At 61.1% G+C, this 16,842-nt stretch carries 10 protein-coding genes; 9 read left to right on the forward strand and 1 reads right to left on the reverse strand.

Features of this window, described 5'->3' with window-relative positions; genetic code table 11:
• Positions 1 to 4 precede the first annotated feature (4 nt).
• From tssH to LXM88_RS23315, 6 genes are read left to right on the forward strand one after another with little or no spacing between them, the layout of a single operon-like run.
• Positions 5 to 2,671, forward strand: a complete 2,667-nt coding sequence (gene tssH, locus LXM88_RS23290) for a type VI secretion system ATPase TssH (protein WP_262544699.1) — start codon at positions 5 to 7, stop codon at positions 2,669 to 2,671.
• Positions 2,668 to 4,941: a type VI secretion system Vgr family protein gene (gene tssI / locus LXM88_RS23295; RefSeq protein ID WP_262544700.1), complete on the forward strand. Its 2,274-nt coding sequence runs from the start codon at positions 2,668 to 2,670 to the stop codon at positions 4,939 to 4,941. Before tssH ends, tssI begins: the two co-directional genes overlap by 4 nt.
• A 56-nt stretch (positions 4,942 to 4,997) precedes the next feature.
• Positions 4,998 to 5,621 carry a hypothetical protein gene (locus tag LXM88_RS23300; RefSeq protein ID WP_262544701.1) on the forward strand — a complete coding sequence of 208 codons (624 nt, stop codon included), beginning with the start codon at positions 4,998 to 5,000 and terminating at the stop codon, positions 5,619 to 5,621.
• Positions 5,622 to 5,638: 17 nt separating this feature from the next.
• Positions 5,639 to 6,937, forward strand: coding sequence for a hypothetical protein (locus LXM88_RS23305; protein ID WP_262544702.1), 1,299 nt, complete (start codon positions 5,639 to 5,641; stop codon positions 6,935 to 6,937).
• Positions 6,934 to 11,721 (forward strand): RHS repeat-associated core domain-containing protein, encoded by a 4,788-nt coding sequence (locus tag LXM88_RS23310; protein WP_262544703.1) that lies wholly within the window; start codon positions 6,934 to 6,936, stop codon positions 11,719 to 11,721. The genes LXM88_RS23305 and LXM88_RS23310 overlap by 4 nt, the downstream gene beginning before the upstream one ends.
• Positions 11,708 to 12,298, forward strand: a complete 591-nt coding sequence (locus LXM88_RS23315; protein WP_262544704.1) for a hypothetical protein — start codon at positions 11,708 to 11,710, stop codon at positions 12,296 to 12,298. Before LXM88_RS23310 ends, LXM88_RS23315 begins: the two co-directional genes overlap by 14 nt.
• A gap of 308 nt (positions 12,299 to 12,606) precedes the next feature.
• Here the strand turns inward: LXM88_RS23315 and LXM88_RS23320 are convergent, their stop codons facing one another.
• A complete protein-coding gene (locus tag LXM88_RS23320) occupies positions 12,607 to 13,491 on the reverse strand; it encodes a LysR substrate-binding domain-containing protein (RefSeq protein ID WP_262544706.1) in 885 nt (294 codons plus the stop codon).
• Between the two features lie 129 nt (positions 13,492 to 13,620).
• On the opposite strand from LXM88_RS23320, the gene LXM88_RS23325 reads away from it, so the two are divergent.
• The 3 genes from LXM88_RS23325 (at position 13,621) to LXM88_RS23335 (ending at position 16,821) form a co-directional block, all read left to right on the forward strand.
• On the forward strand, positions 13,621 to 14,109 hold the full coding sequence (locus LXM88_RS23325; RefSeq protein WP_262544708.1) for a DinB family protein: 489 nt from the start codon (positions 13,621 to 13,623) through the stop codon (positions 14,107 to 14,109).
• A 174-nt stretch (positions 14,110 to 14,283) separates the two neighbouring features.
• Positions 14,284 to 15,642, forward strand: a complete 1,359-nt coding sequence (locus tag LXM88_RS23330; protein WP_262544710.1) for a nitrate regulatory protein — start codon at positions 14,284 to 14,286, stop codon at positions 15,640 to 15,642.
• A gap of 336 nt (positions 15,643 to 15,978) precedes the next feature.
• Positions 15,979 to 16,821: a formate/nitrite transporter family protein gene (locus LXM88_RS23335; RefSeq protein ID WP_128844059.1), complete on the forward strand. Its 843-nt coding sequence runs from the start codon at positions 15,979 to 15,981 to the stop codon at positions 16,819 to 16,821.
• The last annotated feature ends 21 nt before the right edge of the window (positions 16,822 to 16,842 follow it).

Raw genomic sequence — 16,842 nt, forward strand, 5'->3', positions numbered from 1 at the left:
CGTCATGTCCGATATCGGCCGCGTCAACCTGTTCGGAAAACTGAATCCGTTCCTCTACGAGACGCTCGAGCAGGCGACCGGGTTCTGCCGCCTGCGCGGCAATCCGTATGTCGAGCTTGCGCACTGGTTCAAGCAGATCCTGCAGCGGCCCGACGGCGACCTGCAGCGCGTGCTGCGCCGCTTCGACATCGACGAGGCCGCGATCGACCGCGCACTGGTCACCGCGCTCGACCGGCTGCCGCGCGGTGCGGGCTCGGTGTCGGACCTGTCGGTGCACATCGACGATGCGGTCGAACGCGCGTGGGTCTATGCGACGCTGAAGTACGACGCGACACGCATTCGCGGCGCGGTGCTGCTGCTCGCGATCCTGAAGACGCCGCAGTTGCGCAACGTGCTGGTTGCGATCACGCGTGAATTCGAGCGCATCGTGCCGGATCTGCTCGCCGACGAACTCGAATCGATCGTCGACGGGTCGCCGGAGGCACAACCGGCCGCACATTCTTCGCGGGCCGGCCACGGCGGCGACGCGGCGGTGCGCGGCGTGACCGCCGCCGAAGGCTCGGCGCTCGCGCGCTTCGCCGTCGACCTGACTGCCCGCGCGCGGGCCGGCGAGATCGATCCCGTCGTCGGGCGCGACGCCGAGATCCGCCAGATCGTCGACATCCTGCTGCGGCGCCGCCAGAACAACCCGCTGCTGGTCGGCGAGGCCGGTGTCGGCAAGACGGCCGTCGCCGAAGGCTTCGCGCTGCGGATCGCCGCCGGCGACGTACCGCCGTCGCTGCGCGACGTCGCGCTGTACCTGCTCGACATCGGGCTGCTGCAGGCCGGCGCGAGCGTGAAGGGCGAGTTCGAGAGCCGATTGCGCGGCGTGATCGACGAAGCGATGTCGTCCGAGCGGCCCGCGATCCTGTTCATCGACGAAGTGCATACGCTCGTCGGCGCGGGCGGGGCGGCCGGCACCGGCGACGCCGCGAACCTGCTGAAGCCTGCGCTCGCGCGCGGCCTGCTGCGCACGGTCGGCGCGACCACGTGGTCCGAGTACAAGCAGTACATCGAGAAGGATCCCGCGCTGACGCGGCGCTTCCAGCTCGTGCACGTGCACGAGCCGGAAGAAGCGGCCGCGCTGACGATGCTGCGCGGCCTCGCCGCGAAGCTCGAAGCCCATCACCGCGTGCTCGTGCTCGACGACGCGCTGCAGGCCGCCGTCACGCTGTCGCACCGGTATATCCCGGCCCGGCAGTTGCCGGACAAGGCGATCAGCCTGCTCGATACGGCCTGCGCGCGCGTCGCCGTCAGCCAGCACGCGGTGCCCGCGCCGATCGAGGACGCGCGCCGCCGCATCGACAGCCTGCGCGTCGAACAGGAGCGGATCGCGCGCGAGTGCGCGCTCGGCACCGGCGATGCCGCGCGACGCGACGCGATCGATACCGACATTTCGGCCGCGCAAGCGGAACTCGACCAGCTCGACGTGCGCTGGCAAACCGAACGCAATGCATTGGCGGCGATCGTCGAATCGCGCGCCGCGTTGCTCGACGACGATCCGTCGCGCGAACTCGACGCCGCCACGCGCGCCGATATCCAGGCGCACCTCGCCGCCGCGCAGCAGGCGCTGGCCGCCGTGCAGGGCGACGCGCCGCTCGTGCTGCCCGCCGTCGACACGCATGCGGTGGCGGCGGTCGTCGCCGACTGGACCGGCATTCCGCTCGGCCGGATGGTGCGCGACGAGACGCAAGCCGTGCTGAAGCTCGCCGATACGCTCGGCGAACGCGTCGTCGGCCAGCGGCATGCGGTCGAACTGATCGCGCAACGGATCCAGACCGCGCGCGCAAAGCTCGACGACCCGACGAAACCGCACGGCGTATTCCTGCTGTGTGGCCCGTCCGGCGTCGGCAAGACCGAGACCGCGCTCGCGCTGGCCGACACGCTGTACGGCGGCGAGCACAACGCGATCACGATCAACATGAGCGAGTTCCAGGAGGCGCATACCGTATCGACGCTGAAGGGCGCGCCGCCCGGTTATGTCGGCTACGGGCAGGGCGGCGTACTCACCGAGGCCGTGCGCCGCCGGCCGTACAGCGTCGTGCTGCTCGACGAGATCGAGAAGGCGCATCGCGACGTGCACGAGATTTTCTTCCAGGTGTTCGACAAGGGCTGGATGGAGGACGGCGAGGGGCGCGACATCGATTTCCGGCACACGGTGATCCTGCTGACGTCGAACGTCGGCGCCGATCGCGTGATGCAGATGTGTCGCGACCCCGAGCGCCTGCCCGACGTGCAGACGCTCGCCGATGCGCTGCGCGCGCCGCTGCTCGACGTGTTCCCGGCCGCGCTGCTCGGCCGGTTGACCGTCGTGCCGTATTACCCGCTCACCGACGCGACGCTCGCGCGGATCGTCGCGTTGCAGTTGCGGCGGATCGAGAAGCGGATCGACGCGCATCACGGCATCCGGCTGCGCTGCACCGACGCGGCGACCGCGCTGATCGTCGAGCGCTGCCGGACGATCGAATCCGGCGGCCGGATGGTCGACGCGATCCTCACGCATACCGTGATGCCGCGCATCAGCCGCGCGATCCTGCAGGCCACGCTCGAAGGCCGCACGCTGTCGTCGATCGACGTGAGCGCGGCCGACGGCGAATTCGCTTACCGGTTCGACGGGGAGGCAACGACGTGAATCGCGTATTCACCCTCGACAGCCCGCACGGCGACGACCTGAAATTCCATACGCTGGACGGCAGCGACGAACTCGGCCGGCTGTTCGAATTCCGGATCGAGGCGCTCGCGGACAGCCACAGCCTGTCGCTGAAGGACATGCTCGGCAAGCCCGTCACCGTCCGCATCGAACAGCAGGACCAGTCGACGCGCTATCTGAACGGGATCGTTGCGCGCGCATCGCTCGCCGGCAGGCGCGCCGAGCGGTACTACGGCTACGAGCTGGTCGTGCGCCCGTGGCTGTGGCTCGCGACGCGCCGCTCCGATTGCCGGATCTTCCAGAACAAGACGGTGCCCGAGATCGTGCAGGAGGTGCTGTCGACGTACGGCTTTCCGATCGAGAACCATCTCGCCGAATCGTATGTGCCGCGCGAGTATTGCGTGCAGTACAACGAGACCGATGCCGCGTTCGTGTCGCGGCTGATGGAGTTCGAGGGCATCTATTACTGGTTCCGGCACGCCGAGGACACGCATACGCTGATGCTCAGCGACGCGATGTCGTCGCACGCGGCGCTGCCCGGCTACGAGGCGATTCCGTACATCGCGCGCGACCGCACCGCGATCGCCGACGAAGAACACATCGACGGCTGGCTGCCTGCGCAGGAGGTGAGCGTCGGCAAGCACCAGACCACCGACTACGACTATACGAAGCCGCGCGCCGATCTTTCGTCGCAGAAGGTCGACCCGCGTGGCCACGATCACGACGGCTTCGCGTCGTTCGAATGGCCGGGCGGCTATCGCGACGACGCGCCCGGTGCGCATTACAGCCGCGTGCGGCTCGAGGAACAGCAGGCCGAACATGAGCGTGCGAGTGCCGATACGGACGTGCGCGGTGCCGCGCCCGGTTATCTGTTCACGCTCGCGCATTGCCCGCGGGCCGATCAGAACCGCGAGTATCTGATCGTGCGGTGCCAGTACCGCTTTCAGGAGAACGCGTATGCGAGCGACCAGGGCGCGGAGGCTGTGGTGCATCAGACGATGATGCTCGCACAGCCGTCGAGTTTGCCGTTCCGGTCGCCGCGTGAGACGCCGCGGCCGCGTACCAACGGGCCGCAGACGGCGACCGTCGTCGGGCCGCCCGGTGAGGAAATCTGGACCGATCAGTACGGGCGCGTGAAGTTGCAGTTTCGGTGGGATCGGTACGGGCAGAGCAATCAGGATTCGTCTTGCTGGGTGCGAGTGTCGAGCCCTTGGGCCGGGGGCGGGTTCGGGGGCGTGCAGATTCCGCGTGTGGGCGATGAGGTCGTGGTCGATTTTCTGAACGGCGATCCGGATGAGCCGATCGTGACGGGGCGCGTTTATAACGGCGAGAAGATGCCGCCGTGGGGGCTGCCGGGGAGTGCGACGCAAAGCGGGCTGCTGTCGAGATCATCGCCGGGTGGAACGAACGAGCATGCGAATGCGTTCCGGTTCGAGGACAAGAAGGGCGCGGAGCAGCTGTGGATGCATGCGGAACGGAATTTCGATGCGGAGACGGAGGCCGATCATTCGCTTTCTGTCGGGCACGATCACACGCATACGGTCGGCAACGACGAGACGATGCAGGTGAAGAACAACCGGCAACGGAGCGTGGGGCAGAACGAGACGGTGAATATCAAGCAGCACAAGGTTGCGCAGATCGGGGGGAATGAGACGCATGGGGTGACCGGGAATCGCAGCGTGACCGTTGACGGCAATAGCTCGCATACCGTGACGAGAGGCAATCACAACCTGGCGGTGGTTGCAGGTACGCATGACGTTTTCGTCGAGGGAAACAGTACGCATGTCGTCGGCACCGGATCGTATGCGACGAAGGTCAATACGGGAAACCATTCCGTCGACGTGGATCAAGTGGCGTCATTGGTGGCCGGTAAATACGTCGAGATGGGCGCAGGACAGAGCGGCGTGTCGATCAACAAGGAGAACGTCGGGGTTCTGATTGGCGGACTTGCGAGCGATGTCGGTGTCGGCATTACCGGTCAGGGTGGCGGCGTCGACATCGCGGGATACGACCAGGGCGTGAACATTTCCGGCTATGCGAAGGGCGTGACGATCTACGGCGAGAACGATCTCAATCTTTCCGGCAAGTCAACCGCCAATGTCCAGGCGCCAACGGTGAATATCGACAACGGCAAGGCCAGCTGCAACGTCAATGTCAACGCGACGAGGATCGTGCTGGCAACCGGTGGTGGATCGATCACGCTCGACGGATCGGGCGTGACGATCCAGGGGACGATTGCCCACATCAATTGATTTAGACCGGTGCGTGCCGGTTGCCCGATTGCATCCGCAAGCATGGGAGATATTCGATGGAAAACGAATCGGATCAGATGACGGTCAATGAAGCGCTCGAAGCGGAAACCGTCGAGGCGTTGCGTCGGCTGTTCGCCAGCGATTTGACGCCGGATCGCACTCCGCCTGCGGAACGCCACGAATCGTCGACGTTGATCGGCGAAGTGACCGATACGCATCATCCCGACGCGATGGGACTCATGCGCGTGAAGTGGTCGGTACAGGACGGCGACACATGCGAGCGCTGGCTCGAATGCGTCGACGGCGTGAAGCCTCGCATCGGCGACCGCGTGCTGCTGCAATCGCCGGCGAACTGGACCGATTACCTGATCGCCGGGTTGCTGACGCGTAAAGGACACGGCGAGCCAGTCGAGCCGGTTATCGAGCCTGCGATGGCGCTTTCACTCGAAGCCGGCAAATGCGTGCAGATAGCGGATGCGGCAGGCACTCCGCTGCTGCAGGTGCGCGCATCGCCGGACGGGCCGGTCGTGACGTTGCTGAACCGGAACGTAAACATCGAAGTCGCCGGCAAGCTGCGGCTGAGCGCGCAGACACTCGAACTGGAAGGTGGGAGAGGCGGTGTCGACATCCGGACCGAAGCGGACACCGTCGTGCGCAGCCGGTATGTCCGCCTGAACTGAGAAGGCAGCCAGACGTCATGCATCGTGAATTCGCCGCCATCGAATCGTCGATCGAAGCGTTCATCGATCAGCCCGACGATCCGACGCTGTTGATCGAGGCAACCGACAACGATGTCGTGCCTGTACTGAAGATGATGCAATCGCTCGACGAGCGTGTCGGCGATGCGGTTTTCCTGAATTTTCCGTTTCCTTGCGACTCTGTCGATGCGTATTTACAGGCATGCATGGACGCGCTTGCACGCCAGATCGACGAAGCGAGCCGCGCGCGCATCGAGCGTGGCGAAACAGGATGGCCGCCGTTGCCGCTGACCTGCACCGACCCGAGGCGCGCGCCGGCGACGCGGCTGCGCGATGCCGTCATGCACGTTCGCACGCTGATGCCGGACGGCACCAAAGTCGTCTGGGCATGGTTGCCATCGCCGGTTGGCGATTTCGGCGGCTTTGCGAAGCTGGTGCTGCAATGCCTGGCGCTGAACGGCTTTGAGGAATGGATGGAAGGACATCGGTTCTGCATCCGCGATGACCGGAAACATCCGTGCCTGATTCCGCTGGTTCGCGAGAAGAAGGCAGCGCATGTGTTGATCCTGCCGGTGGATTTCTCGTCCGAAAAAGCGACCCGCCATCTGGTCGACATCGCGAACGATGCGGCGCACCCGATCGAGCAGCGCATGGGCGCCTTGATGCAGATTGCCGGGATCGATCTTGCACATGGCAGATTGCCCGATGCGCAGCGCAAGTATTACGCGCTCTTTTCGTTTCATGCGGAGCGGAAGGATTCGACCGGTTGCGCAGTCGCGTTGCACGGCTTGGGCGACGTGGCGCTGCGCCACGGATCACCGCGTGATGCCAGGGACTGGTACCTGCGCGCACTGCCGGCAGCACTCGACGGCCGGAATCTGCTGGTCGTGCTCAACGCTCTGATGGCGACGGGTAGCTGCTGCAACACGCTCGGCGAACATGCGAAGGCGGCGACTTATTTCGATCTGGCGAGCGGTGCCGCCGGCAGGCTGATGCTCGTGCATACGAAGATCGAGGCGATGGAGAAGGGCGGTGTCGCGCTGCTGGCATGCGGCCAGGCGGCGGAAGCCGCGAAAAGCTGGATTGCCGCGAAGGGGCTGTGCGAGCAATTCGGCTGCGAACGGCAACGCATCGGCATTCTCGATCGACTCGTGTCACTCTATGGAAACGCCGGCCTGAAAACCGAGGCGAGGGCGTATGAGCTGGAAAAGGACCCGCTCTACATGGCTCGCCTGCGGGGAACGATAGCGCCGGGCATGCGCGACGCGATGGCCGGATACGAACGGGCACGCCAATGAGTGAAACGGCAACCCGATTGACGCGTGCGTCCGAACCTGTCGAAAGCCATGCCGCGCAATCGGAATCGAAGACGGACACCGCATGCGATTCTCTGCTAGGTACGGTCAAGTCGACCTTCGATCCGTTCAAGCAGACGTTCTCGTCGGAGGGCGGCGCAATCCACCACGTCAGTGAAGCGGTGAATGCGCTTGCATCCTTGCAGAGCATGCCATCGCAATTGCTCAACACCGGCATCGCGCAAATCCCGCTGCTCGACAAGATGCCGGGGATGCCGGCGGCGACGATCGGCGTTCCCCATCTCGGCACGCCGCATGCGCATGCCCATCCACCGAGCAGCGGATTTCCGTTACCCAGTGTCGGCTTGACGATCGGCAGCGGTTGTTTAAGCGTGTTGATCGGCGGCATTCCGGCCGCCCGGGTGCTGGATATCGGCTATGCGCCGACTTGCGGCGGGTTGACGCCTTACTTCGATATTCAGACCGGCTCGAGCAATACGTTCATCGGCGGGATGCGTGCCGCGCGCATGGGCATCGACATGACGCGGCACTGCAATCCGATGGGGCATGTCGGGCACTCGGGTGGTAAAGCGGCGAGCGCTGCCGAGAAAAGCGAGGAGGTGGCGAGCGAGGCGGCGCAGGTGACGGGGCGAGCCAAATTGTTGGGGCGGGCGGGGAAGGCGTGGCGAGCTGGTAATGCGGCGCTCGGGCCGGCGTCAGGGGCGGTGACTGCTGCCGATGACGTATCGCAAGGGGAGATCGCCGCGGCGGCAATGATGGCCGCGCAGACGGCGGCGGATCTCGCGTTCATGATGCTCAGCAATCTGATGGGCAAGGATCCGGGTATCGAGCCAAGTATGGGCACGCTGCTCATGGGTGATCCGTCGGTGCTGATCGGCGGGTTTCCGATGCCGGATTCGCAGATGATGTGGCACGGGGCGAAGCATGGGATTGGGAAGAGGGTAAGGCCGAAGTTGCCGAAGTGGACGCAGAAACTGGCCTGTGAGATGTTTGGTGAGCCGGTTAGCGCGGTCACTGGAGAAGTCGAGAACGATTTCATCGACTACGAAACCGACGACGTAGTGCCGTTTAGGTGGGGACGTCACTACAGCAGTGGCTGGCACAATCGCGACGGCGTGCTGGGATACGGATTTCGGCATACATGGCAGCATGAACTGCGGTTGCTGCGGACACGAGTCGTGTATATCGACCCGAGAGGAACGGAATACACGTTTGATCGAGTACCCGGCGGCGCTTACCGCAGCCATTTTCAGGGATACGAACTCGAACAGGTCGACGGCCGGCACTTTATCGTCCGTCATGACGTAGAGGGTCACCTAGCGTTCGAGCGCACCTCAGCAGCAGATCAGACCGCCCAATGTGTAGGTCACATCCGCGACGGAGCACATAGCGTCCTCTATTGGAATGGACGACGTCTCGGGAAAGTCACGCAAGCCAATGAGCATGGTCAGGTCCGACGTACAATCGCATTCAAATATGACCTGCTCGGACGGATGGTCGAAATTGCGCTAACGAATGTCGACGGCCACGTCAGTCGAATTGCCCAGTATGCCTACGATGCAAATGGCTGTCTTGTCATCTGTCGTAACGCGCTAGGGGCTACGACGAGCTGCATCTACAACGGCAACCGTCAAATAACACGTCTCATCGATGCGAACGGGTATTCGTTCATCTATCGCTACGACATTGAGGGGCGCTGCATCGAAAGTAGAGGGCAGGACGGCCTATGGCATGTGCGACTCCAGTACCATCCGGGACGGACGATCGTCACTGAAAGTGACGGTGGAAAATGGACAGTCGTCTATAATCAAGCCGGAACAATAACGCGCGTTATCAATCCATACGGAGACGCGGCCGAGTATCTCCTGGGCGCGAACGGTCGTATTGAGAGTGAAATCGATTCAGGCGGTCGTGTCGTAATCTGGCTTTACAGTTCGCGCGGGCGCAATACCGGACGCGTAGACCAGTGGGGAAATCTCTGGCCTGTAAAGGACAAAAAGCCGGTATTGCCACATCGCTTGCCCCGCACCGTTCCTTGCACGCCTCTGGAACTTCTATGGGGAGAAATCGCCCCGTCCCAACTCTCCGAAAAAATTCTCTTACCTCTTCGAATTTCAAAGGTTGCGGAATCAATTCTTGGATCCGGTGCGTCACCGCGTGCGAACTTAGTCAAGCTACGTGATGCCGCGGGGAGGGTCGTCGAACGCACCGACGAACTCGGGAATACCGAATACCTCCAGCGCGACGCGGCAGGCAATGTGATTCAAAGAAGTGATACCAGCAGTCGCAACTATCGCTATGACATAGCCTCATGGAACCTGCGCGTCGCCGAGTGGGACCCAATGGGTAACACGATCAGCTATCGCTATACAGCCAAGCAACAGATTGAGGCAATCGTCGACGCAAACGGCAACGAAAGCTCATATGCGTACGACAAAAAAGGGCGGATTACAAGCGTCATACGACATGGCGTCGTACGCGAAACGTACTCCTATGATGCCGCCGACCTGCTAACCGAAAAGCTTGACGGCGCAGGCAAGATATTGTTGAAATTCGAGCCCGGGAATTCCGGACTGTATAGCAAAAGAATACTAGCCAGCGGCGAAACACATGTCTTCGACTACGATGCTAGAGGAAACACGATCAAGGCATCAACTAACGAGCACGAGGTCACACTGGCATACGACATCGCTCGCTACCGCACTGCGGACAAGCGGGACGGCTACGGCATAGAACACGCATACTTGCGCGGGCGTCTCGTGAGTACGACCTACTTAAGCCGTTTCACGGTGTATTACGAATCAGTGGACGAACATGAAGTACGAATTCACACCCCTGATGGTGGATGCCACCGGCTAATGCGCGACGAAGACGGCAAGGTTCTGCTCGCGGCTGCCAACGGTACACATATATTGAGCGGCTTCGACAATGCAAAGCGGTGTATCGGACAGGTCGTTTGGAATCGACAGCGTGACGAGCAACCTCTGAGCATCGAGTACAGATACAGTGCGACGGGAGAACTGCAACGAATTGCATCGAGCACGGGCAACTGGAAACAGTATCGGTATGACGCCGCACATCGATTGATCGAGGAAAACCTCAATGGCAATGCCCTAAGGCGGTTCGAGTACGACCGCGGAGGTAACCTCCTGTCGACGCCAACGGTAACGTGGATGCGCTATATCGAAGGAAACCGGTTGGCGAATTCGTCCATAGGAACCTTTCGATACAACGACCGAAACCATCTGACCGAATTCATGCGCTCAGATGGTGTGTGCATCACTTACCATTACAACAGTCTGGATCTTCTCGTGAAGGTCGGCTGGAGTGATCGGTCCGACGTATGGAGCGCAGGGTACGACGGTTTATGTCGACGCATCTATCAAGCATATGACGGAAAAAGGACAGACTACTACTGGGATGGAGACAGAATTGCCGCAGAACTGGTAGCCGATGGACGGTTGCGACTCTATGTCTACATCAACGAATTGTCACTCGTTCCGTTCCTCTTCATCGACTATCCTTCAGCCGATGCCGATCCGGAAAACGGTCAGGCTTATCTGGTCTGTTCCGATCAGGTTGGGCTACCACGATGGATTGAAGACAGCGGAGGATCCTCCGTCTGGGTAGCTGCAGACGTTGATCCGTATGGAGTGCTCAAGGTAGCCGACGGCAACGCAATCACCTACAATTTGCGATTCCCCGGCCACTATTTTGATTCTGCAACTGGACTTCACTACAATCGGTTTCGTTCTTATAGCCCTGAACTAGGCCGCTACCTGCAAACGGATCCAATCGGACAATCTGGAGGAATTAATTTATACGCATATTTAACGAACCCGTTAGCAAATGTCGATGTATTGGGGTTAACAGGCTGCCCAGATAGAAATACCGCCGGCGACAACGAAAATAATTCAGAAACACCAAAAATCAAGGAGGAAGCGCCCCCCGAAGAACCACCACCGCTCGCAGAGCGTCCTTCCCCTCCAGCCTTGCCGGATATACACGTTGGCTCCAACCTATCACGAAGCGATGTCGCTCCTTTGCTAGATCGAGAAATGCGCCGAGCTGTATATGAGCAGAAAAAATATGATGAAAGCCCGGAGGTTTCAGCGTGGAGAGACTCACTCAAGCAGCGTCAGAAATACCACCAGGAAAAGTATGATGCTCTCAAGGGAGCCGGGGACCCCGGTGAGCGCAGATTTCACCATGAAGAAGCGAAAAAATTCAAGGATGCGTCTTGGGCCGAGCGCTCCAGTGAAAGCAAGATATTTGAAGGAGCGTATGATCCCAAAACAGGACGCTTGGTGGTCAGAAGAAGCGGCGATAGGGCATCCAAGGATCACATCAATATGTCTGATGAGTCACAATTTCCAGCCACTGATCGGGGTAGAGCAAAAAATCCTCCGGGACATTGCGGTATGCCACGAGCCGCCGAGGAAATACAAAGTGGGCGAAAAACTATGGGGATGAGCAAGGACGACGACATTTACGTGGCAAATGGTGGCTATGGGTACAGAAACGACAAAAATGGCCCTTACTACTATCACAAGAATGCATGCTGGAATTGCGGTGGCCCTCCAGGCACACCGGGCAAAGACGAAAGCATCCTGAAGCTGAATCCGCAGCTAAAACCTGCGGGCAATCTGCCACCAAACGCGTCCCCCATAGCCAGGACCGCTCGCATTCGTCACGGGTCTAATTTGGGTTTTCCGAACGAAGAAACAAGAATTCCTGATAGGGTGATGGAAAATGGCATCAACTAACTTTGACTTCGATTTAGCGAAATTCGAAGACGCATATTCAGATCTGTTTAAAGAATTAAAGGCTGCAGGCTGGCGAGACGACTGCGCCAACGAAACGGATATAGATCTTGAGCCATATTGGCTATCGCCATTCCCGATGCACAATCTGGCGCGTCAATTTCTCATTCGATTCCGATGTGTGACGCGAAGACCAATTACCCTCGATGGAACGTATTGGAAGGGCGTACAGTTCGGCTGCCAAGATTGCTACGCAGCAACAAGCCTAAAGCACGCAAGGCCATATGACGTAGAACGATTGATACTTCAAGAAAAATATGACGTAGCTCGCCCTCCGGCCTTCCCGATTGGGATAATGAAGGATTGGATGATTTTTTTGCGCGAAGATTGGTCATCGATAACTGTAAATTACTGTTGGAGAGACGCACTCCTCAGCAGCAATCCTTTTGAGGTCATCGATGAGTTTCGCCGCGGGGGCAACTCGTTGTGGGACAACCCCGAGCATCACATTGAAATAAACGACCCGGACCGGGTCCCTCCAGAGATCTATCGTGGCGCCTTCTCAGAATACGACGACTAGTTACTGAGCTCAGTGATGCCAAAAGGCTTGCGTTGGGTAGAGCCCATGATTTTACATAACATGAATTATCGATAGTTTGAGTGTAAGAGCAAAGTTGTAATGTCGCATCTGGGCAAAGTTGAAATGTCGTAGCTCGAGGGTTTGAGCGCATGCTGGCGGCGATTTGGACTGCCGGAGCGCATCGTGGGCCATCCTGGACCGATCGCCATGAGCATACGAGATCTGGATCTCGCCATGCCGACAGCCGATCACCTCGAACAAACCGCTTGGCCAGCGTGCCTGTCAGCCCCAGTCTTGTTCAGCGCAAGTCAACCCGTCAGTTGATCGACCGACACGGCGTCAAGAAGCCATTTGACGACGCACTGGCTCGCGATGCTACGGCGGCCGACTCGTCTCTGAATCAGCCATGTTTGCCCGATGCTTTCAAGCGCCGTTCCCGCGTGTTCCGTCAGATCACCAGTCGCCAGATGGCCCTCAACCAACGACCGGCGCGCGAGCGCAACGCCTACTCCGCTTCGGGCGGCGTCGACCATCAACCCCGCATCGCTGAATACGATCCTCCGGTGCTTTGGCGGAAGATCGTATCCGTTGCGCGCATACCAGCTTGCCCACGATTGATCACGCGAACCGCCCAGACGGCTGCAGTCATCCTCCAGCAACGTCATGCCCTCGAACGGGTCCGAGCGGCCGTTGACCAGTTTTTTTCGACTGCCGGGTGTGTAGACCGGTGTCATGACATCGTCGGTCGCCGTCATCCGTTCTCCCAGGCTACGCTCCTTCGGCAGCAGGCGAATTGCCAGGTCGTACTCCCCATCATCGACCGCTTCGATCTTGTCGGAAACGTGCAGATCGAGGCTGATATTTTCAAATCTTGACGAGAGCGCACCGAGCCGCGGTGCGAGCCAGCATCGCGCAAAAGAAGGAACGACTGTCATGCGAACCGTATCTCGGCGATCCGCCAGCCTGTCATCGGCGCGTTCCAGCGTTTTCAGCACACTTTCGACGGTCGCCAGATAGGCGACACCGTCCCGGGTAAGCTCGAAGCGGCCATGCTCCCTATGGATGAGGCATGTGCCAAGCCGGTTCTCGAGGGCTGCTACGCGTTGGCTTACAGCACTCTGCGTCACGCCGATTTCGACGGCCGCTTGCTTGAAGCTTTTCAGTCGGGCAACGGCCTCAAAAGCTCGAAGCATATGTGTCTGGGGAGGATCACGGCGTACAGGCATTAACAGACCTTTTCACGCATAAGAAAAACTCCATTGACCTGGGTTATTCCGCATCGATAAGGTGTCCATCCGTATCTCCCAACACAAGGATCAGCAATGCGAAACAGCTTTGAAATGTTGGCACGTTGGACCGTTTGGGCGAACGAACGCATCTACGATGCATGTGCGCAACTCTCGCAAGACGACTACTTCCTCGAGCGCCCTTGCGCGTTCGGGTCGATCCACCATACGCTCAATCATCTTCTTGCCACGGACCGAATCTGGCTCGGTCGCATCTCTGGAGAGGGACATAACATCCCGTCTCTGGATCATATGGTCTGCCCGGATTTTGAAAGCCTTCGCGCCGCAAGAAAGACCGAAGACGAACGGCTTACCCGCGTCATCAGCACTGTGCCCGTCAGCGATTTCGACGAGGACCTCGCCTACGTCAGTATGGACGGGCGACCACAACGATTGCCGCGCCACCTGGTCTTGTCGCATCTCTTTCTACATCACGCGCACCACCGCGGTCAAATTCATGCGCTGTTATCCCAGACTCCCATCGCTCCGCCGGCACTGGACATCACCTATTTTCCCCTTGCATGACCCAGCTATTGCAGTACGTCACCGGCCGGAAGTGACTGCGGGGAAACGAACGAGACAAGTGCTCGATGCTGCGAACACGACAGCACCGATCTCGCGGCGCAACGCGTCAAAAAGATCACGATTTTTGTCCGCACTACACTGGAACCGAGTCCCCGCCGACCGCCAGCCCCCACCATGCCCGCCACCGCCCTGCAATTCGCGTTGCTCGCCAAGCAGCAGGAAATCGCGTCCCTGCGTCGCCTGGCCGGGCAGATCGAGCTGGTCGACCTCCTCGGCCGCCTGATCCACGCGTTGCAGCGTGAGCGCGGCGCGACCAGCATCTATCTGGCGTCGCACGGCAGGCGTTTCGCCGCGGAACGCGCGGCTTCACGCGACGAATCCACGCCGCTCGTCGCCCAGCTGCGCGAACGCCTTGATCTGGAACTGACTCCCGCACACGGCTCGACGTCGCGCCTGCTGTCGCTGATCGCATGGGTATTGCTCGACCTGGAATCGCTGGAAGTGCTGCGGGAACGGATCGACCGCATCGCGCTGTCCGCACCGGATTCCGTCCAGGCGTTCAGCACCGTGATCGGCGGCCTGGTGGAGCTGATTTTCCAGCTCGCCGACAGCGCTGCGGATCCGGCGGTGTCGCGCATGTTGATTGCGCTCGTCCATGTCGTCGAGGGCAAGGAGGAAGCGGGACAGGAGCGCGCCGTCGGTGCGCACATGTTCGCGGCCGGCACGTTTTCGGCGGACCAGCAGCAGCGCCTGCTGTATCTGATCGCCGCGCAGGAGCGCAGTCTCGAAGTCTTCGCGAACTTCGCGAGCGCGACGCAAAACGCATGGCGGGAAACGCGCATGGCGGAGCCGCACATGGCGATGCTCGAGAAGCTGCGACGCGTACTGTGCACAGCGCACGCCGGCGATGCGCTCGATGCCGGCCTGAGCGAAGCATGGTTCGACGCCGCAAGCGCCCGCATCGATGATCTCTGGCACCTACAGATTGCGCTGACGCTGCAGGTGCAGGAAACGTGCGACGCACGAATCGACGACGCCCTTCGGACACTGCGCGACTCCGAGCGCCTGATGGCGCAGTTGCGGAACAATCCGCCCCCGCATATCCAGGCCCTCGCCCATTTCTTCGCCGGCGATCCGTTGTCGGCGCGCGCGGCGGTGCACGAACCTCCGGAACGCCTGTCCGGCTCCGATTCGTGGACCCTCACCAGCCTGAAATCGCTGCTGGAGTCGCAATCGGCGCGACTGGCCGGCGCGGAGGTCGAACTCGACACGGCACGTCGCGCACTCTACGAACGCAAGCTGGTGCAGCGCGCGAAAAACACGCTGATGGCGCGCTTCAATCTTCGGGAAGACGAAGCGTATCGGATGCTGCAGAAAGCGTCGATGGACGGCAATCGGCCGCTTGCCGATATCGCGGAAGACGCGTTGGCGTCACCTGCGCAATTCGTCGACGAGCACGCGCCCCCTTCCGCGCGGCGTCGTCCGCAGCAACGCCCGCCGGACGCACCGCCGCGCGACGACGACACGACCTGACCTGACCGGAACGCACCACGCATCACGCACCGCGGCAGCGCCCGAAGCGCGTGCAGGAGGTGCCGATTGCACCGCGCGTGTGCGATTCGCCGCGATCGGCTCGCGACCACTGCGCCCCGGCAAGTCGCGCCCCGCCTGCCTGAAGCGCGATATCCCCGTCACTGGTATGAAAGTTGCGAACAACACGTTCGTCAGGCTAATGGCGGCCTGACGGTCGCGCCACGTCGAACCATGGCGGCCGATCACGTGGATAACAGCGTCCGCGCCAGGCACTCGCATGTCGAGCGAGTGCCTGGCGCGGTTTTTTTTGCCCGTCCAACTTTACGAGCGCACACCATGGCCTACCTCACGCCCAACGAATTCGTCACCAGGATGGTCGACGCCGGTGAATCGAAACTGTCGATGTCGACCCGCGATACGCTGATTCGCGCGTACATGGCGGGCGCGATCCTCGCGCTCGCAGCCGCGTTCGCGGTCAGCATCACGATCAACACCGGCAACGCGCTGGCCGGTTCGCTGCTGTTTCCAGTCGGGTTCTGCATGCTGTACCTGCTCGGCTTCGACCTGCTCACCGGCGTCTTCACGCTCGCGCCGCTCGCGGTGATCGACCGCCGGCCCGGCGCGACCTGGGGCGGCGTGTTCCGCAACTGGACGCTGGTGTTCTTCGGCAATTTCGCGGGCGCGCTGACGGTCGCGCTGTTCATGGCGATCATCTTCACGTTCGGCTTTTCGGAAGCGCCGAACGCGATCGGACAGAAGATCGGCGGCATCGGCGAAGCACGCACGCTCGGTTATGCGGCGCACGGCGCCGCCGGCATGCTCACGCTGTTCGTGCGCGGCGTGATGTGCAACTGGATGGTGTCGACCGGCGTGGTCGCCGCGATGATGTCGACGTCCGTTCCCGGCAAGGTGATCGCGATGTGGATGCCGATCCTCGTGTTCTTCTACATGGGCTTCGAGCACTCGGTCGTGAACATGTTCCTGTTCCCGTCCGGCCTGATGCTCGGCGCCCACTTCACGATCGTCGACTATCTGCTGTGGAACGAGATTCCGACGGTGGTCGGCAACCTGGTCGGCGGGCTGGTGTTCGTCGGCGCGGCGCTATACAGCACGCACTACAAGACCGCGCCGAAACGCGTGCCCGCTTCGCCGGTTGGCGTTATCGCGCGCAAGGCCTGAGCGCGCCGCGGCACGGCGGCG

It is taken from the genome of Burkholderia sp. S-53 (assembly GCF_025560745.1).
Classification (GTDB): Bacteria; Pseudomonadota; Gammaproteobacteria; order Burkholderiales; family Burkholderiaceae; genus Burkholderia; species Burkholderia pyrrocinia.